The following is a 15903-nucleotide window of genomic DNA, read 5'->3' on the forward strand; positions in this document are numbered from 1 at the left end:
GACCTTATCTTAAGAGCGATATTTTTCAACAAGCGTTTGAATACCTCTAATAAACATATTAAAGCTTATCGAAGTATTAGCAGCTATATTCAAATGTGGAGCAATGTCTCTTGATCCTCCAACTTTTTGATAAAGCTTTTTTGTAATTTTTTCAAGTTCCTCAGCTGCATTTGCCAATAGGTCTGGATTGCGAAATTTAGTGCTTGTTTGCGATTGTTGTAATTTGATTTTTAGACCTTTTTCAACAGCCCCTAAATCACCTAAATACCAACTTTCAAGCTCATGACAAGCTATTCTCACAAGAGTGTCTTCTCTGCCAGCATTTTTGCATTTTGCAACCAAGTTTTGTTTAATGACTTCACAATCACCAGAATCTTGGTCTCGCAAAACAACAAAATATGAATCAGGTGTTTGCCATCCTTTTATTTTAAGTTGTAGACGCTTTTCAAGATCACTTTTTCCTTCAAAAATGATAAATTTCGTATGAATTTCAGAGGGTAAAAGCCGTGGTAAAATACCTTGAATCATCTCTTTTGCAGATTGCTCTTCGAGTAGAAAAACCAAAGTCATTGTGGATCAACTCCCTCAAAAAAACCTTCTTTCCACAGATAACCAAGTTGATCCCCCAGTTTTATATATTCGCTAATTTGTTCATTTTCAGCAGCGCGTTTAATCTTTGTATAACCCTTTTCTTTCACTAGCCAAAAGACTTCTTCTAGCTTTGCAGAATTGAGAAAATCGGGGGAATGTGTTGATACAAAAACCTGCCCACCGCGATTAGCATAGGCTCTAAATTCTTCAGCAAGTTCAGCAAGTAGTTTAGGATAAAGTTGATTTTCCGGTTCTTCGACACACAAAAGAGGATGTGGTCTTGGATCATGAAGTAAGATAAGATAAGCTAACATTTTAATAGTCCCATCAGAAACATAACGCGCCAAAAAAGGATCTTCAAATGAACCATCTTGAAATCGTAAAAGGACACGACCTTCTTCCGTTGTTTTTGCATCGATATTTGATATACCAGGGATGCGATGGGCTAATTTTGAAAGAATTAAATCGAAAATATCTTTGTGTCTTTGGTAGAGGTATTGTGTTACTAAAGAAAGATTTCCACCTTCTGTTGAAAGGTGCTCTGCGTAGCCAGCCTCTTGTTCGGGTCTCGCTTTACTAATATGAAAATCTGAAATATGCCAATTTTCAATTAGCTCACCTAATGCTTTTACAACAGGAAATTTTTCAAATTGAGCAAGACCTTTAACTGCCAAAATATCAGGTGATTTGAGTGTTTGTTCATCTCTACGTAGTTCAGATTCATCGGTAATTTGGTCAAGTTCATTGGTAACGGCATAACCTTTTCCTTCGGAAAAATCCAAAAAGTTCCACGGTTTACCTCTGCTTTTTCGGCGGTATTTTAAAACTTCTCTTTTAACGATTGGCAAGCCATCTTTTTCACCAATAATCAGCAAATATGTTGCTAAAGGGGAATTTGGTGTAACGCGAAATTTGAGCTCAATTTCAATATCTTTTTTTTGCCCTCTAGATCTCATCTCGGAAATCCCCTTACTACCGCCTTGTTTCGTCAGGGCAGTGTGAATATTTGTCGTAAAAGCATCTCTCAAAAAGCCAAATACATTGAATAAGGTAGTTTTTCCCGTTCCATTAGCACCAACTAGAATACAAAAATTTGGAATATCTCTCATTTCTACATCTTGAAATGCTTTAAAATTTTTAAGTCTTAAATATTCTATTTTCATTTATTTTCCTTTATTGAGCATACATAGATCATTGAGAGCAGCATATGCAAAGAGCTATAATGGGTCTTATGGTTGATTAATAATGTTACCACAATAATTCTTCAAAGAGAAGAGCCAAAATAATCTTTACATGTAAAGCGTTTGGAATTGACAGGTTATAAGGCTTTGGAGTAGGATTTTCATACATTAACCCAAGGAGTTTCCAATGAAATACGGTGCACGAAACGAGATTGTTGCAACGGTCAAAAAGATCAAAAAAGGCGAAGTGATGTGCCAAGTCGATGTGGGCGACATTTTAGCCGGTAAAATGAGCTCGGTTATGACGATGGAGTCTATTGAAGAGATGGGGCTCAAAGAGGGCGACAAAGTTAAAGTCGTTGTTAAAGCGGTAAACGTCCTTTTGATCAAAGAGTAAAAAGTCGGCGAAGATGCGTAGGCATCTTCGTCACTTATACCATACGACGATGCCTTTTTCCGCTTTGGTCGTAATATGCACTTTGTCTTGATCGCTGCTATTGGCTGCCAATAAACGTTTGATCACACTTTCTTGCGGCGTAATTTCGCGCCTTTGGAGTTGCTCGTACGCATACTTTTTTGCCTCTTCCGGCGTATAAATTTCCGTCCATGAGGTCTCAAAGAACGTGTGGTGATAACGCATCGATTTTTGTTCTAAACGATCCATAAACTGGCGGGTTTTAAAACACCCGTTAGAGCTACAGTCGTCTTCGATACCGTGCGCTTGCATGAGTGCATCGACGAAAAGGTTGGTTCGGTAAGAGCCCCAACCGACGTAAATACCCATCGTATCGGAAGATGCCATCATCTTTTCTATTTTTTCTTCCGAGTTGATCGCAGGCGTCATCGAGGCTAAAACGATGTCGTAGGTATTTTCGTCCGCGAACGCTTCCCAATCGCTTTGATGCGTTTGAATCGCTTCGTGAACGCCGTGTGCATGTGCGTCTTCGCGTAAAGCTTTTAACATACCGCTAGAGACGTCTACGGCAGTCACGCGCGCTCCTTTAAGTGCTAAAGGAATGGCGATCGTTCCCGTTCCCGATCCGATGTCTAAAATGCTTTTATTTTCAAAGCAAACCCCTTTATCCTCACACCAGTTTAAAATAAATTGGACGTCTTTACGCATAGAATCGTCGTAAAAACGCGGATAGCGTTTTGCCATCGCTTCCCAAACAGCATTTTTCTCTTCCATGAAACTCCGTTTTTTTTGATGGGCACTCACGCCCTTTTCGTAACGCTTATTATAGTCGATTTAAACGATGAGCGCGACTGGGTTTTGCAAACGAACGGTTGAGCATCGATGCTTCAAACGTTTGGCGATAAAATTGTTTGTAAAAAAGCGTCGCTTCGTGATGAATATCGAAATGAAAAATCTCGGGATGGAGCATATCGGCGATATACATCAACCCCAAAATCCACCGCGGGCTTCCAAAATCGAAACAGGGATAAGGGTGCGTATACACGCGATGTTGCTTGATTGCTTCGACGTCGATTTGCTCTTCGCGACAGGCGTCGTAAAACGCTTCTAAAGGAGAGTCTAAAAACGAAGAGATAAAAATGACGTCCGGATTGAGTTTAAGTAGCTCTTCGCGCGTAATTTTGCGTCCCGGACGACCGTCTAAAACCAACGTTTTATTGAGGCTCATACCTCCTACCAATTCGACCAGTTGGTTTTCTAGGCGCGTATCTTCGAGTGCAAACAGAGGTTTACCCATCACGTAGTAAACGCGAGGGCGTTGCGTGACTTCTTTGAGGGCATCGACGATCGTATCGATTTTGTTGCGCATGTAAGCGATCAACGCATCGGCATTTTCTTCTTTTCCGACGATACGCGCTAAAAAAAGAATCGTAGCGGCATAATCGTCGAAATTTTGAATATCGACATGAAGCTTTTTAAGGCCGTTATCCGCTAAAAGTTCTTCCCAACAGCGTGTCACGTCGTGTTGATTGTCGACGCCGAGCGCGACCAGCGTTCCCTCGACGATCTCTAGTGCACGCGTCATCGGATAGCCGCCTTCAAAGCCCTCTTCGTCGAAAACGTTTTGAGAAGGAGCACCCGTAATCGCAAGCGTGTGAGCGCATTTCGTGCATCGACCGTCTTTAAAATGGTGGATGCGTCGTAGCTTGGATCCCATCGGTCCGTAAAAATCGCGTTCGAAGACAAGCGCACCGCAGGCAGGGCAATAGGTATGAATACATTCGCTTCCGGGGGAGTTAAACAAATAAACGTAATCTAAACGGCTTTTGAGCGTTTGATAAAGCGTTTCCGATTCTTGAATGGAGGGTTCGTCCTCAAGTGCGGCATCGTCGATCGGAATAAAGCGCATTAATTGCAACGGTATGCTTTTCGAAAGCGTTGCCAAGTGCTCGGCAATGGCGACGACTTCGCTTTCATTGCCTTTTTTGTGAATGCACGCAACTTCGACGTGAACGCCTTTTTGCACCAGATATTCGATATTGCGCAGTACCGGTTTATAGCTATTTGCGTGACAGCTACGGTAGATTGCGTTGCTTAGCCCTTTGAGCCCGATGTTGATAAAATCAAGGTAAGGGATTAACATGTCAAGCGTCTTCAACGTAAAATAGCCGTTACTCGAACAGCCCGTCACGAGTCCTGCTTGTTTGGCGAGTTTGCAAACTTCCAAAAACGTGAAAAACGATGCCAACGGGTCGTTCATCAAAAACGCGATGCCCGTGCAGTTAAGGCTTTGCGCTTTTTGAACGATTTGTTCAGGGCTCAGTACATGTAAAGCTTTGGAGTCCGTATCCATCTCTTTGGCGACGACCGTGGAGATGCAACCGTCGCAATCGAAATTACAACCCGTGGTGCTGATTTGTAAAAATTTGGCACGCGGGTGAAAGTGCAAAACCGGCATCGTTTCCGCCGAAATAGGTGCCGTAACCAGATAGGTATGGGCAAAGCGTTCGTGAATCGCACCCTCGCGGCATTCGTAACGATGGCATTCCCCGATACTTCCTTCTTCCATATGACAGCGTCTTTCGCAAATAAAGCAGACCATGAAGCGACCTTTTAAATATGTTTGGGGCAAGAAGAGGGGTATTTGGAAAACAACACCATCCCTTTTTCGGCTTGCGTTTCGATTTTGACCGTTTCCTCGTGCATAAAATCGCGAATAATCGCATCGACTTTGCGCTCATCGGGTGAGAGATTTTTTCGGGCAAGCTGCTCCGCGGCATACGTTTTAGCTTCGTCGTACGTGTAGGTCTCTTCCCATGCGGTTGTGAAAAATTCGTAACTATATGTGAGCTCTTTCGTGTCGAGGTAATGCATAAAATCGGCAACTTTGATGCAGCCTCCCGACATTTTTTCGGGGGCATCGTGCGCTTGCATCAACGCTTCGAGAAAAGCGTTGGTTTTGTAGCGTCCCCAACCGACATAAAGCCCCATCGCATGGGTTGCGCTTAACATTTTATCGATATGGCTTTCTTGGGAAATAGCAGGCGTCATAGAAGCAAGAACGATGTCGAAGGTTTGCGTGAGCGGAAAACTTTCCCAATCGCTTTGATACGATGTGAGATAGGCACGAAGCTTGAGAGCTTCGGCATCGCTCTTGAGGGCATCTAACATACCGCGTGAAAGGTCAATCGCGGTGACGCGAGCCTTTTCAAGGGCTAAAGGGATCGAAACCGTACCGGTTCCGCAGCCGATGTCCAAAAGAGAGCGGCCGTTAAAATCGAGCCCTTGACTTTTTGCCCATGCAAGAACGCGTTGCACGTCCTTTTGCATCGCAGGATCGTCATAATGCGGATAACGCTCCGCCATCGTATCCCAAAACGAGTGATTGAATTCCATATCGTGTCCTTAAATTTCGCTATATTGTTGAAACTATAACGAAATTTTCCTCTATCTTCAAGCTATTTTTTCATCATTGGACGATTTTTTTAGAGACTAAAATAGGTTTTAAGCTCTTCGTCCCGCAGTTCTACCTGAAAAAAGAGACGATAAAACGCTCTTACTTTTTCCTGAATGGAGTAAGGATAACGCGTCGGGTAGAGTTTGCTCGCAATCCAGTGTGCTCCGATAATGCGCATAAAAGAGGGCGGTCTGTCCGTCCAGTTAAAAGGTGTTTTCGGTACTAAATAGACACGCTTGTTTTGAACGGCTTTGAGCATTTGCCATTTGGGATCGGTAAACACCGTTTTGAAGAAGACGGGGCTTTGCACGATGATGACTTCGGGATCGTAAATCAAGACTTGCTCAAAACTGACCTCTTGCATTCCGATGACGCTGTTTTGAACGCATTTGTGCACCAAGTTGCCGCCGGCTAAAGCTAAAGGTTCGGAGTGAAACGAAACGTCGCATTCGGTTTGAAGCCCTAAATCACCCTCGGCGTAATAGACTTTCGTGCGTTCTGCCAAAGGAACGGAGCGGACGAAGTGCTGAAGCTCTTCAAGGTACGTTTGCGCCATATCGGCAAGCGCGTTAGCGCGTTCTTCTTTTTGAAGCACTTTTCCTAACATCCGAAACACTTCCGGATAGCGCGTCGAATCGTCGATGTTGACTTTAAGGGAGGGAATGGAAATGCGCTCTATATCTTTAGCCGTTTTTTCGTTAAGCAAAGGCGTGTCCCACGTGATAATCACTTGAGGATGCGCCGCAACGATGGCTTCGAGATTGGGGATATTATTTCCGTGCCAACCGCCTAAAATAGGAAGTTTCATAAAGCGTTCGCTTAAAAATCGATCGCCGTTTTGGTTGTCTTGGTTGGTTTGAGGAAAATTAACGCCGATGAGCGATCGGTCGTCGATGACGTATAGCATAAACGTAATCGGAGGCGCAGAACCGTAAACGCGCGTCATATTTTCGGGTAAAACCACGGGTTTGCCGTTAATATCGCTAAACGTACGATCGGCATTTGCCGACAAGAAGCTTATCAACGCTAATAAAGCTAAGAGGTATCGCATCTTAGCTCCTTTCGTCAAAATAAGAACGTATCGACTCAAACGGATAGCGTTTCATAGCGTCCATCGTCGTACGGCGATTGACGAGTCGCATCGACAAGGCCTCGACCCATTCCCAAATTTCGGGAAGCAGTTCTTTGGGAAAACGGGTTATTTTTAACGCTTTGCGAAAACACATCAGCCAAATATCGCGTCCGATTTCGGTGATTTCAAACGGAAAATGGCGTTCGCGCAGCTTGGGATGACCTTGCGTTGAAGTATACAAGGTTTCGCCTCCGAGCATTTGCACGAAGAAATCTTCGATTTTAAGCGCGGCGGCTTGAAATTCATTCTCGTCTTGAGGATAAAGCGATGCGATTTTGCTTTCGCGGATCAGGTCGTGATGGACTTGAACCAGCTTTCGAATCGCCTCTTCGCCTAAGCTTAAGAAGATGTGATTGGAAGGAAAATAGACTTCGGGGTAAATGACGTCGATCTTGGGATGACCGCGTCTTGGTTTTTCATCCGCTTTAGGAAAGGGAGCCTTGGTATCGCATTCGCTAAACAGTTGTACGTTGACACCGTCAATCGTCACGGGCATTTTTTCTCCTTATGAAGTGTCGTAGAGCTTTGAATACAGAGCCTTCGGCACGATTTCGATATATTTGTAAAAGTATAATGGTAACGGAAAACAAGAGAGAAAGCAAGCTATGGAATGATTAAAAAAGAATATTTTACCGATAATGCAACATGAAGATACGTACTAACAAGAAGGCGTATAACGTAAAAACGTTAAACGCCGACGATAATTTGAGATGCTTTGAAAAATGCATAGGCCTCATCGCCTACTTTAATGCCTAAGCTGTCGAATGTTGCGTGAGGAATTGTTGCCGTAATCGTACTTAAGCTCGGTAATTCGAGCGTGACTTCCGTACCGGAAGCGTCGCTTAAAACTTGTACGACTTTGCCGTGCAAAAGATTTTCACATGTAGAGGTCGGTTTGGTTTTAGAAAGGGTAACCGAACTGGCTTTTAAAATCGCAATAATGGAATCACCGACGCAAAGTCCCAAATCGGCGTAACTGTTATGCGTAATGGAAGCGTAGAGTTTTTCCGCGTCTTTGATCGTAATCTCGAGCAAAACGTTGACCGTGTCTTCTTTGATGTCGGTAACGATACCCGTGAGTTGATTGCGTGCGCTGAGTTTTAAGGAGAGCCGACTGAGGGCTTTAACGATCGTGCCCAAATCTTCGCTATCGGAGAAGAGGTCTAAAAATTGTCGGTGTTTTTGCTCTAAGGTATGAAACGCTTGAATAATTTCTTCGCCTTTTGCCGTCAGAAGCGTTCCGCCGCCGCCTTTGCCGCCGCTGGTTTTTTGCACTAAGGGCTCGTCGGAGAGGTTATTCATCGCATCAACCGAATCCCAAGCGGCTTTATAGCTCATTTTCATCGCTTTTGCGGCGGCATGAATCGAGCCGTGATGTTTAATGCGTTCCAATAACTCGATACGTCCTCGACCGAGAAAATTTTTATCGCTTTTTTTGATCCAAAGACGGGCTTCTAACATCGGTATTTCCTTCTACGGGTGTAAGTCAAAATGATCGGTACAGTATAGCACAAGGGAAGCAAAAAGGGAAATGTGGTCATTTATTGAGCAAGATGATGCTACTTAGTGTATAAAAAATAGTATTAATGACGTTGTATTTAGATAAATATTACGTTATAATGCAAGGTTGTTTCTTGTTGTCGGCTCTTTTTCGCTCGCTCGTTATGTAATATAAGTACATATCGAAAGAGCGGAAGAGAGGCTTTTTGGAAAGGAAAATTGGGAATGTTAAGTGAAAAGTTTTTATCGTTTGCGTTACTTGGAATCGATCCGGTATTGTGGGTTTTAGTCGCCATGAGCGTCATCGCTTTGGGCGTGATGATCGAGCGGGCGTTGATTTTTTGGCAAATTGAAAAATATTATAAAGAGATGGATGCGTACACGCTCAAACTCAGCCTTGACGCAAGGCTCGGAATTTTGGCGACGTTCGGAAACAATGCCCCGTTTATCGGGCTTTTCGGTACGGTGTTAGGCATTATTCAAGCATTTCACGTCATCGGAAATAACCACGCTTTTGACGTTCAACCTATTATGCAAGGTATTTCCGAAGCCTTGATCGCAACGGCTACGGGGCTTTTTGTGGCGATTCCTTGCGTGGTGGCTTACAACTACTTTATCCGACGTGCGAAAACGATTATGATCAAACATGAGGCGTACTGCCATGGCAAGTAGCCTTGAGGTCGAAAACGAGATTGCCGACATCAATATGACGCCTTTTGTCGACATCGTGCTAGTGATCTTGGTTATTTTTATGGTCACCGCAACGTTTGTAACGCAAGGCAAAATTCCTCTGAATCTCCCGCAGGCAAGCAGCGCCGAAAAACAAAAAGAGGAACAAAAACCGATCGTCATCTCTTTGGATAAAGAGGGCGTTTTTTATTACGAAGACGTCGCGATAGAGCCCGATGCGCTCGAAGCGAAGATTGCCGCATTGGATGCTACTGATCGTACGATTATTCTTCGTTCCGATGCGCAAACGCCCTTTGAGTACGTCGTAAAAATTATCGATACATGTAAAAAATACCGTATTACGTCGTTTGCGATTCAAACCGCGGATCGCCGATAAAATTAGACATCTTGCAAAACTCATTTTGCAAGAAGAAAAAGTACCAAGGTGCGTGGGCTTTGCGCCGAAGAAAACGCAGTGTTAACGTAGTCTTTAGAGCTTTGCTTTAAAGACGTGTCAAAAGTTTTGAAAGAACTCTAATGAAAGGAAATAGCTATGTGTCAGTCCCTCGAAAACGCTTTGATTCAAGACGTTAAACGCTCCAATGCCTCTCAAAAATTACGTTGGAGCGCAAGCAAAGAGCATATGCGTTTTCCGCCCATCGTGAAGCCCGAAGAAAATTTTTTAAAAGCCGTAGGCGAAGAGAATCTCCTTCGTATGGTGATTCATCATCATCGGCTACTTCAAAAAAGCGAAATTGCTTACATGTATCCGATCGATGAAGAGGCTTTTATGGAAGGCGTGCATAAAGCGGCGCATTTTTTTATTCAAGCTTTAGGCGGCGGTAACGTTTACACAAAAGCCTACGGTGCGCCTTCGATGTGCAAAACCCACTCACCTTTTGCCATCGATGCCCATGCGCGCGAAGTGTGGCTGAGGTATTATGCGCAAACGCTTCAAGAGATAGCATTTCCTAAAGCGTATTTGGAGCAGTTTTGGACGTGGATCGAGACGTTTTCGCTGCGTATGATTAACCGCGCCGCTCCCAATACGTATGCAAAACGGCTTTTTTTTCATGACGTGCAAAAAGAATACGGATGGTAACGGCGATGTCTTTTTATCGATTTTCGATTCGCTTTTTAATCCTTTTTTTCGGCTTGGGCGAACTTCTTTTAGCGCGCAGTATCGTCGATATGAGCGGACAGACGCTCGAAGTTCCCGATACGATAAGTAAACTCTACGCCTCGTCGCCGCCTTCGACGTATATGCTCTACACGATCGATCCTTCGTTGATCGTGGGCTTAAATTTCGATCACGCTAAAGGCAATAACGAATCGTCGAATATGCTTGACCCTCGTTTTACGTCGCTTCCGGTGATCGGAGGTTTGCAAGGCGGAGCCAATAGCATCAATCGCGAAACGCTTTTGGCGTTGCACCCAGACGCCATCATCTCGTGGAATACCGACGCTTCCAGCGGTCTTGCGGCATATTTATTCCAAAGCAGTCACATTGCGACGATTAACGTCAATTTGGAAAGTATCGACGATCTCGCACGAGCGTATCGTTTTTTAGGTGAATTGCTGGATAAAAAAGAGCGTACGGAACCTTTGGCACTCTATGCCCAAGAGGTGACGCGCCAAACAAGAGCCTTGGTAGAACGTCGCGTTTCGAAACGCCCTGTCGTTTATTATGCCGAAGGTACGGACGGTTTGGCGAGTGAATGCGACAGCTCTTCACATTACGAAGCGATCAAAGTCGCCGGCGGTATCAATCCCCATTTGTGTCAACCAAGCGGCGGTAAAGGAATGGAGAAAGTGACGCTCGAACAGGTCATTTTGTACAATCCGGACGTCATTATCGCACAGGAAAAAGAGTTTGTTCAAAATGTTCAAAACGATCCGAGATGGCGTTTTGTTGCGGCGGTACAAAACAAAAGAGTCTATTTGGTTCCGAAAAAACCGTTCAACTGGATCGATAGGCCGCCTTCGTTTATGCGCCTTTTAGGGCTTCAATGGCTGACGCACGTTTTATACGACGAACCGAATGCCTCGGAGTTTGAGACGCGTATGCAAGAGTTTTACCGCTTGTTTTTAAGAATCGATCTAAACCAAACGCAACGCCAAGCGATTTTGGATTAAAGATGTCGGCATATGAGCCTTACATGTCAAGAATGCACATACGTAATATAAAAAAATATACCTTTTGTTTCGTAAAGAAAAGCACCGAAGGTGCGCGGGCACTCTGCCGAAGAGAACTCAGCGTTAGCGTAGCTTTTAGAGCTTAGCTTTAAAAGCGTGATAAAGATCAAAAAGCACCGAAGGTGCGCGGGCACTCCGTCTTGGAGAACTCAGCGTTAGCGTAGCGTTTAGAGCTTAGCTCTAAAGGCGTGATAAAGATCAAAAAGCACCGAAGGTGCGCGGGCGTTGCGTCTGAAAAAATAAACCTAAAGAGGGAAGAATGGCCTCAAAATTATATCTTTGGATGATAGGAGCGTGTATGGGTGTGAGCGTATCGGCGTACGGTGTCGTGGATATGGCGGATAGGAACGTAACAATCGATAAAACGATCCACAAAGTCTACGCCCCTTCTCCCTATGGAAGCTATGCTTTATATGCGATGGCTCCTTCGATGATGAGCGGTTGGGTGATGAGCATTGCAGATAAAAACAAACCGTATTTAGACCCGATTGCCAGAGATTTACCCGTTCTAGGCTCGATTAGCGGACAAGGACAAACCTCGGCAATCGAAAGCATGTTAAGTCAAAAACCCGATTTGATCTTAATGTGGTCGGCTTCACCGGTAAGTCCTATGTCGCAAACGAATCAAAAGCTAGAGCAACTCGGTGTTCCTTACGTTTACGCCGTTGCGGAAGATATGAATGCCTATCCGAAGGTGTTTCGCTTTTTGGGTGAAGTGTTGGATAAGCGTGAACGAGGCGAAAAGCTTGCCACTTTGATGCAAACCGTTTTAGACGACGTTAAAACGGCCGTCGATAAAGCGACGTATAAGCCTAAAGTCTATTATGCGGAAGGAACGGATGGACTTTCAACCGAATGCGACGACTCGATTCACGTACAGATTTTGAAATTATTGGGCGATGTGAACGTCCATCAATGCCATACTTCTAACCATAAAGGCTTTGAGAAAGTGACTTTGGAGCAGATTCTTCTTTATGATCCGGACGTTATCATTACCCCTGAAGAGATTTTTTGGAACAGCGTTCAAAATCATCCGCAATGGAAAGAGGTGAGAGCGGTGCGCGAAGGTCGCGTGTATCTTATTCCTTCGACGCCGTTCAACTGGTTTGATCGACCGCCCTCTTTTATGCGTTTTATCGGCTTACAATGGCTAGCCAACCTTTTATACCCGAATGAATATCCCATTGATATCCAAGAAGAAACCAAACGTTTTTATGCCAATTTTATGCACGTCTCATTAGACGATGCCTCTCTTAACGTCATCTTATCACCAAAGTCTTTGGCAAAGAAAAAGGAGTAATATGTCAGTTTTTAAGCCGCGTTTTGGTTCGCTCGTCGTAGCGTCCTGTTTGTTTCCTTTATCGCTCGTTGCCGCCGATACGGTCTATCAGTTAGATCCGGTGAGTACGACGGAAAATACCGAAGGTACGCCGCGCGTCGTGCGTGAAGACCTCAAACCCGATAGCATCGTCAATCCCAATAAAGTCGAAAGTAGTTCTCAAGCGGGCGTTGAGATTTTTACGCAAGAAGATATTCGGGATTTGGCACCTAAAGATATGTTCGATCTTTTGAGCAAAGCAACGGGCGTGGACGTCACGTACCACGGACGTAAAAGTCCTTATTTTGTTAACGTGCGCGGCGGCGGTTCACTGACGTATATTATCGACGGGGCGATTTTACCTTCCACCGCCAATAAGATTCTTCAAAAAATACCGATGAATGCGATCGAAGAGATTCAAATCGTTCGCGGTTCTTCTTCTTTGACGTTAGGTCCTTCGATTAATATCGGCTCTTCTAATTCCGGCTCGGGCGTTAACGTCGGTTATATTATTATCAAAACCAAACAACCGAAAAAAACGGAAGCGATTTTACAAGGTTCCGTGGAAAAAACGGAGAGTTTCCCTACGGCAAATAAAGAGAGTCTTTATTTGGGAACGCGCATCGATAACGAAGAAGGAAGTGCTTTTGTCGGCGGATTGGTTTCGGGGATGCATCGCGATAGTACCGATCGCTATTTTGACGGACAAACGGCCGATGCGAGAATGGCAAACGCCGGATTTTCTTACGGCAAACTCAGCGGTAAAATTATGGCATACAAAGACGAAGGGCGTTTTGAAATGCAACGCGGCGTTACCGTGACGGGTGCATTAGATAACTCAAAATGGTATTACGATCCGATTACCACGGAAATCGTTAGCGGCGATGCGACCGTTCAATGGAACGAAAACCACGCGACTTTGGCATCGCTTTTCTCCACGCGCTACGAGCACACCGAGTATAGCAATGAATCGTTTGCAACGACGGCAACGGGCGTTGCTAAACCGTATTGGGAAGAGACCGAGGGTGTTAGTTTACGTCACAATATCCGTTACGGCGATACGACCGTGATGTTAGGCGTGCAATCGACCGACGACGAGGGATTCGGAGCCAACAATAGTGCGAGCTATAACCGCTTCAAAGTAAACGTGCTAGGTTGGTCGGGATCGGCGGAACAAAAACTCTTTGACGGGGCGTTGATTTTAGACGGCGGTTATAGAGAAGATCAAAAACATATTGATTATTCAAGTACGAGTGCTTCGAAAAACAGTGCCAACAACGATGAAGATATGGCACCGGCTAAAATCTACGCCTTCGGTGCCAAATGGAATATCACGTCGATTTATGCCTTAAGTGCGCGCTATTTCAATGCCGATCAAGGAACGATGGGCGATTTTGACGTCAAAGCACAAACGGGAACGTTACATGCCGAAAAACAAGAACGTTTCGAAACCAGTTTGGAAGCCAATTACGACAAGATGTTTACGCCTATGTTTACATGGTTTAAAGTGAAAATCGATAATGAAAAAATCGCCAGCAACACGACGTACGTCCAAAACGGTCAAACCTACTATTATTATACGGAATCCGATACGGATCGCGACGGAATCGAGCTTTTGTTAAAAGGATATTTTTCAACGGGTACGAGTTATAAAGCCAGTTATACGCGTCTTTTGAATTACGATTCGATTAGCAGTACCGGCGTTACGACGAATAATATCGGCGGCTCGAATCCAAGAGACCTTTACACGCTTCAAGTAACGCAAGAATGGGATAAATACCGTGCCAACGTATCGCTTCAAAAAGAGAGCGGATGGCATACGTCCACCTCGGCGATGGGGACGGCGTACGATGTTAATTTAGGCGATTTTACGCGGGTTGACGCCAATATCATGCGGGATTTTAAAACCGCCGGAAATACGACGACGACGTTAATGCTTTATGCTAGAAACATTACCGACGAGAAGTATGCGACGCGTTATACGACGGGGTATTACTACGATCGCGGTCGTGTCGTCGGTCTTGACGTCACGCTGAAATATTAACGTTTTGGCACAAGGATACGAAACGCTCAAGCGGGTTTGACGCTTGCTTGGGCTTTACATGTAAGGACAAAAGATGGATGTAGAACACTACGATCGACAATCGCGAACGGTTAAAAAACCTTTGTACACGTACTATGCGCAAAAAATTAAAGATCAAACGCGGATGATCGAAGGCAAATGTTTAGACGTCGGCGCGTGCGGCGGTTATTTGGGACTGGAATTGGCAAAAATGACCAACCTACATGTCACGTTTTTCGACCTCAATGCGGAGGCTTTGGAAAAAGCGGCTTTGCATCTGGTCGAGGACGGTTTAGAAGAACGCGGAGCGACGCTTGTGGGCGACGTTCACGCGATTCCTTTAGAAGACGAGACGATGGATTTGATTATTTCCAGAGGTTCGATGCCCTTTTGGGAAGATCCGGCTTTAGCATTGCAAGAGATTTACCGTATCTTGAAAAAAGGCGGTACGACGTTTGTCGGCGGAGGCAAAGGAACGCCCGAAATTAAAGCGCAAATTATCGAAAATATGCTTGCCGAAGGTCAAGAAGTCGATCTTGAAGCAATGGATAAAATGCACGGGGACGGGATGAAACGCGATTACGATGCGTTGCTGAAAAGTAAAGGCATTGAAAATTTCGTGATTCATCGCGCACAAGACGGTATTTGGATACAGATGTGGAAATAAGTGTCTCCAAAAAGCGTACATTTTCATCGATAGCCGTTTTCGGAACCGTTCTTGTGCATGCGTGTTTGGTGTATGCTTTGGCGGCGATGCCCAAAGTGTTTGAGTCTGCGGAAGAGAAAGCCGACATCGTGCATATTAGCCTGATCGACGACGAAAAACCTTCCGCACCGCCTAAACGCGAAGAGCCTCAACCTCCGATTGAGCAGCCAAAAATTCCGAACGAAGTTCCCAAAGAACAACCAAAGCCTCAAAAAAAACCCGTCGTTGCTCAAAAACCTATTGCCAAAACCGCTCCTTCTCCCGAGCCTTCTCCTATCGTAGAAGAGACGGTAACGCCGCCTCCGCCTTCTTCGCATCAGGCGCTATCCGCTTTAGAGCAACCCTCTCAAGCCTCACGTGCGTCTCAAGCCAACGAAGATGCCTTGTCACGGTATTTAGCAAAAGTTCGAAAAGCGATCCAAGCCAATCTTCAATACCCGATGATGGCAAAAAAGATGGGTATCGAAGGCGAAACGACGGTGCAATTTAGCATTCAAGCCGACGGTACGGTCGATAAGCGAACGCTAAAAGTGTTGCACTCTAGCGGGAAAAAGGTTTTAGACGCCAATGCCCTCAATGCCGTCATTGACGCATCGCCGTTTGAAAAGCCTCCGCAAGAGGAGCTTTTTATTAGCGTTCCCGTCGTTTTTAAATTACGTACGTAAAAGGATTATGA

At 44.8% G+C, this 15903-nt stretch carries 17 protein-coding genes; 9 read left to right on the plus strand and 8 right to left on the minus strand.

The window, feature by feature from the left end:
* Positions 1–9: 9 nt before the first annotated feature.
* A complete protein-coding gene (locus UCH003_RS01565) occupies positions 10–570 on the minus strand; it encodes a DUF4276 family protein (protein WP_060825163.1) in 561 nt (186 codons plus the stop codon).
* Positions 567–1754, minus strand: a complete 1188-nt coding sequence (locus UCH003_RS01570) for an AAA family ATPase (RefSeq protein WP_060825164.1) — start codon at positions 1752–1754, stop codon at positions 567–569. Before UCH003_RS01570 ends, UCH003_RS01565 begins: the two co-directional genes overlap by 4 nt.
* Before the next feature lie 205 nt (positions 1755–1959).
* On the opposite strand from UCH003_RS01570, the gene UCH003_RS01575 reads away from it, so the two are divergent.
* Positions 1960–2169: a TOBE domain-containing protein gene (locus UCH003_RS01575; RefSeq protein ID WP_060825165.1), complete on the plus strand. Its 210-nt coding sequence runs from the start codon at positions 1960–1962 to the stop codon at positions 2167–2169.
* Positions 2170–2199: 30 nt separating this feature from the next.
* Here the strand turns inward: UCH003_RS01575 and UCH003_RS01580 are convergent, their stop codons facing one another.
* The 6 genes from UCH003_RS01580 to UCH003_RS01605 form a co-directional block, all read right to left on the minus strand.
* Complete coding sequence (locus UCH003_RS01580) at positions 2200–2961, minus strand: methyltransferase domain-containing protein (protein WP_060825166.1); 762 nt, start codon at positions 2959–2961, stop codon at positions 2200–2202.
* A gap of 49 nt (positions 2962–3010) precedes the next feature.
* A complete protein-coding gene (locus UCH003_RS01585) occupies positions 3011–4789 on the minus strand; it encodes a radical SAM protein (protein WP_060825167.1) in 1779 nt (592 codons plus the stop codon).
* Between the two features lie 11 nt (positions 4790–4800).
* Entirely contained in the window at positions 4801–5583 is a 783-nt protein-coding gene (locus UCH003_RS01590) for a class I SAM-dependent methyltransferase (RefSeq protein WP_060825168.1), read from the minus strand.
* 89 nt (positions 5584–5672) lie between these two features.
* On the minus strand, positions 5673–6695 hold the full coding sequence (locus tag UCH003_RS01595) for an ABC transporter substrate-binding protein (protein WP_060825169.1): 1023 nt from the start codon (positions 6693–6695) through the stop codon (positions 5673–5675).
* 1 nt (position 6696) lies between these two features.
* Positions 6697–7272 (minus strand): hypothetical protein, encoded by a 576-nt coding sequence (locus UCH003_RS01600; RefSeq protein WP_060825170.1) that lies wholly within the window; start codon positions 7270–7272, stop codon positions 6697–6699.
* Between the two features lie 191 nt (positions 7273–7463).
* Positions 7464–8237, minus strand: a complete 774-nt coding sequence (locus UCH003_RS01605; protein WP_060825171.1) for a TOBE domain-containing protein — start codon at positions 8235–8237, stop codon at positions 7464–7466.
* Positions 8238–8501: 264 nt separating this feature from the next.
* Between UCH003_RS01605 and UCH003_RS01610 the strand changes: the two genes are divergently transcribed.
* The 8 genes from UCH003_RS01610 to UCH003_RS01645 all read left to right on the plus strand — a co-directional run bounded on the left by UCH003_RS01610 (position 8502) and on the right by UCH003_RS01645 (position 15892).
* Positions 8502–8948, plus strand: coding sequence for a MotA/TolQ/ExbB proton channel family protein (locus UCH003_RS01610; protein WP_041963049.1), 447 nt, complete (start codon positions 8502–8504; stop codon positions 8946–8948).
* Positions 8938–9342 carry an ExbD/TolR family protein gene (locus UCH003_RS01615; protein WP_039673769.1) on the plus strand — a complete coding sequence of 135 codons (405 nt, stop codon included), beginning with the start codon at positions 8938–8940 and terminating at the stop codon, positions 9340–9342. The genes UCH003_RS01610 and UCH003_RS01615 overlap by 11 nt, the downstream gene beginning before the upstream one ends.
* 156 nt (positions 9343–9498) lie before the next feature.
* Positions 9499–10047 carry a hypothetical protein gene (locus UCH003_RS01620; RefSeq protein WP_060825172.1) on the plus strand — a complete coding sequence of 183 codons (549 nt, stop codon included), beginning with the start codon at positions 9499–9501 and terminating at the stop codon, positions 10045–10047.
* Entirely contained in the window at positions 10041–11081 is a 1041-nt protein-coding gene (locus tag UCH003_RS01625; RefSeq protein WP_060825173.1) for an ABC transporter substrate-binding protein, read from the plus strand. Before UCH003_RS01620 ends, UCH003_RS01625 begins: the two co-directional genes overlap by 7 nt.
* Before the next feature lie 319 nt (positions 11082–11400).
* Entirely contained in the window at positions 11401–12441 is a 1041-nt protein-coding gene (locus UCH003_RS01630) for an ABC transporter substrate-binding protein (protein WP_060825174.1), read from the plus strand.
* Position 12442: 1 nt separating this feature from the next.
* Positions 12443–14503, plus strand: coding sequence for a TonB-dependent receptor plug domain-containing protein (locus UCH003_RS01635; protein WP_060825175.1), 2061 nt, complete (start codon positions 12443–12445; stop codon positions 14501–14503).
* A 73-nt stretch (positions 14504–14576) separates the two neighbouring features.
* Positions 14577–15188 carry a class I SAM-dependent methyltransferase gene (locus UCH003_RS01640; RefSeq protein WP_060825176.1) on the plus strand — a complete coding sequence of 204 codons (612 nt, stop codon included), beginning with the start codon at positions 14577–14579 and terminating at the stop codon, positions 15186–15188.
* The gene (locus tag UCH003_RS01645; RefSeq protein WP_039673763.1) at positions 15179–15892 is read left to right on the plus strand and encodes an energy transducer TonB; all 714 of its coding nucleotides are present in this window, start codon (positions 15179–15181) and stop codon (positions 15890–15892) included. The genes UCH003_RS01640 and UCH003_RS01645 overlap by 10 nt, the downstream gene beginning before the upstream one ends.
* Positions 15893–15903 lie beyond the last annotated feature (11 nt).

Source organism: Sulfurospirillum cavolei, from assembly GCF_001548055.1.
GTDB lineage: Bacteria > Campylobacterota > Campylobacteria > Campylobacterales > Sulfurospirillaceae > Sulfurospirillum.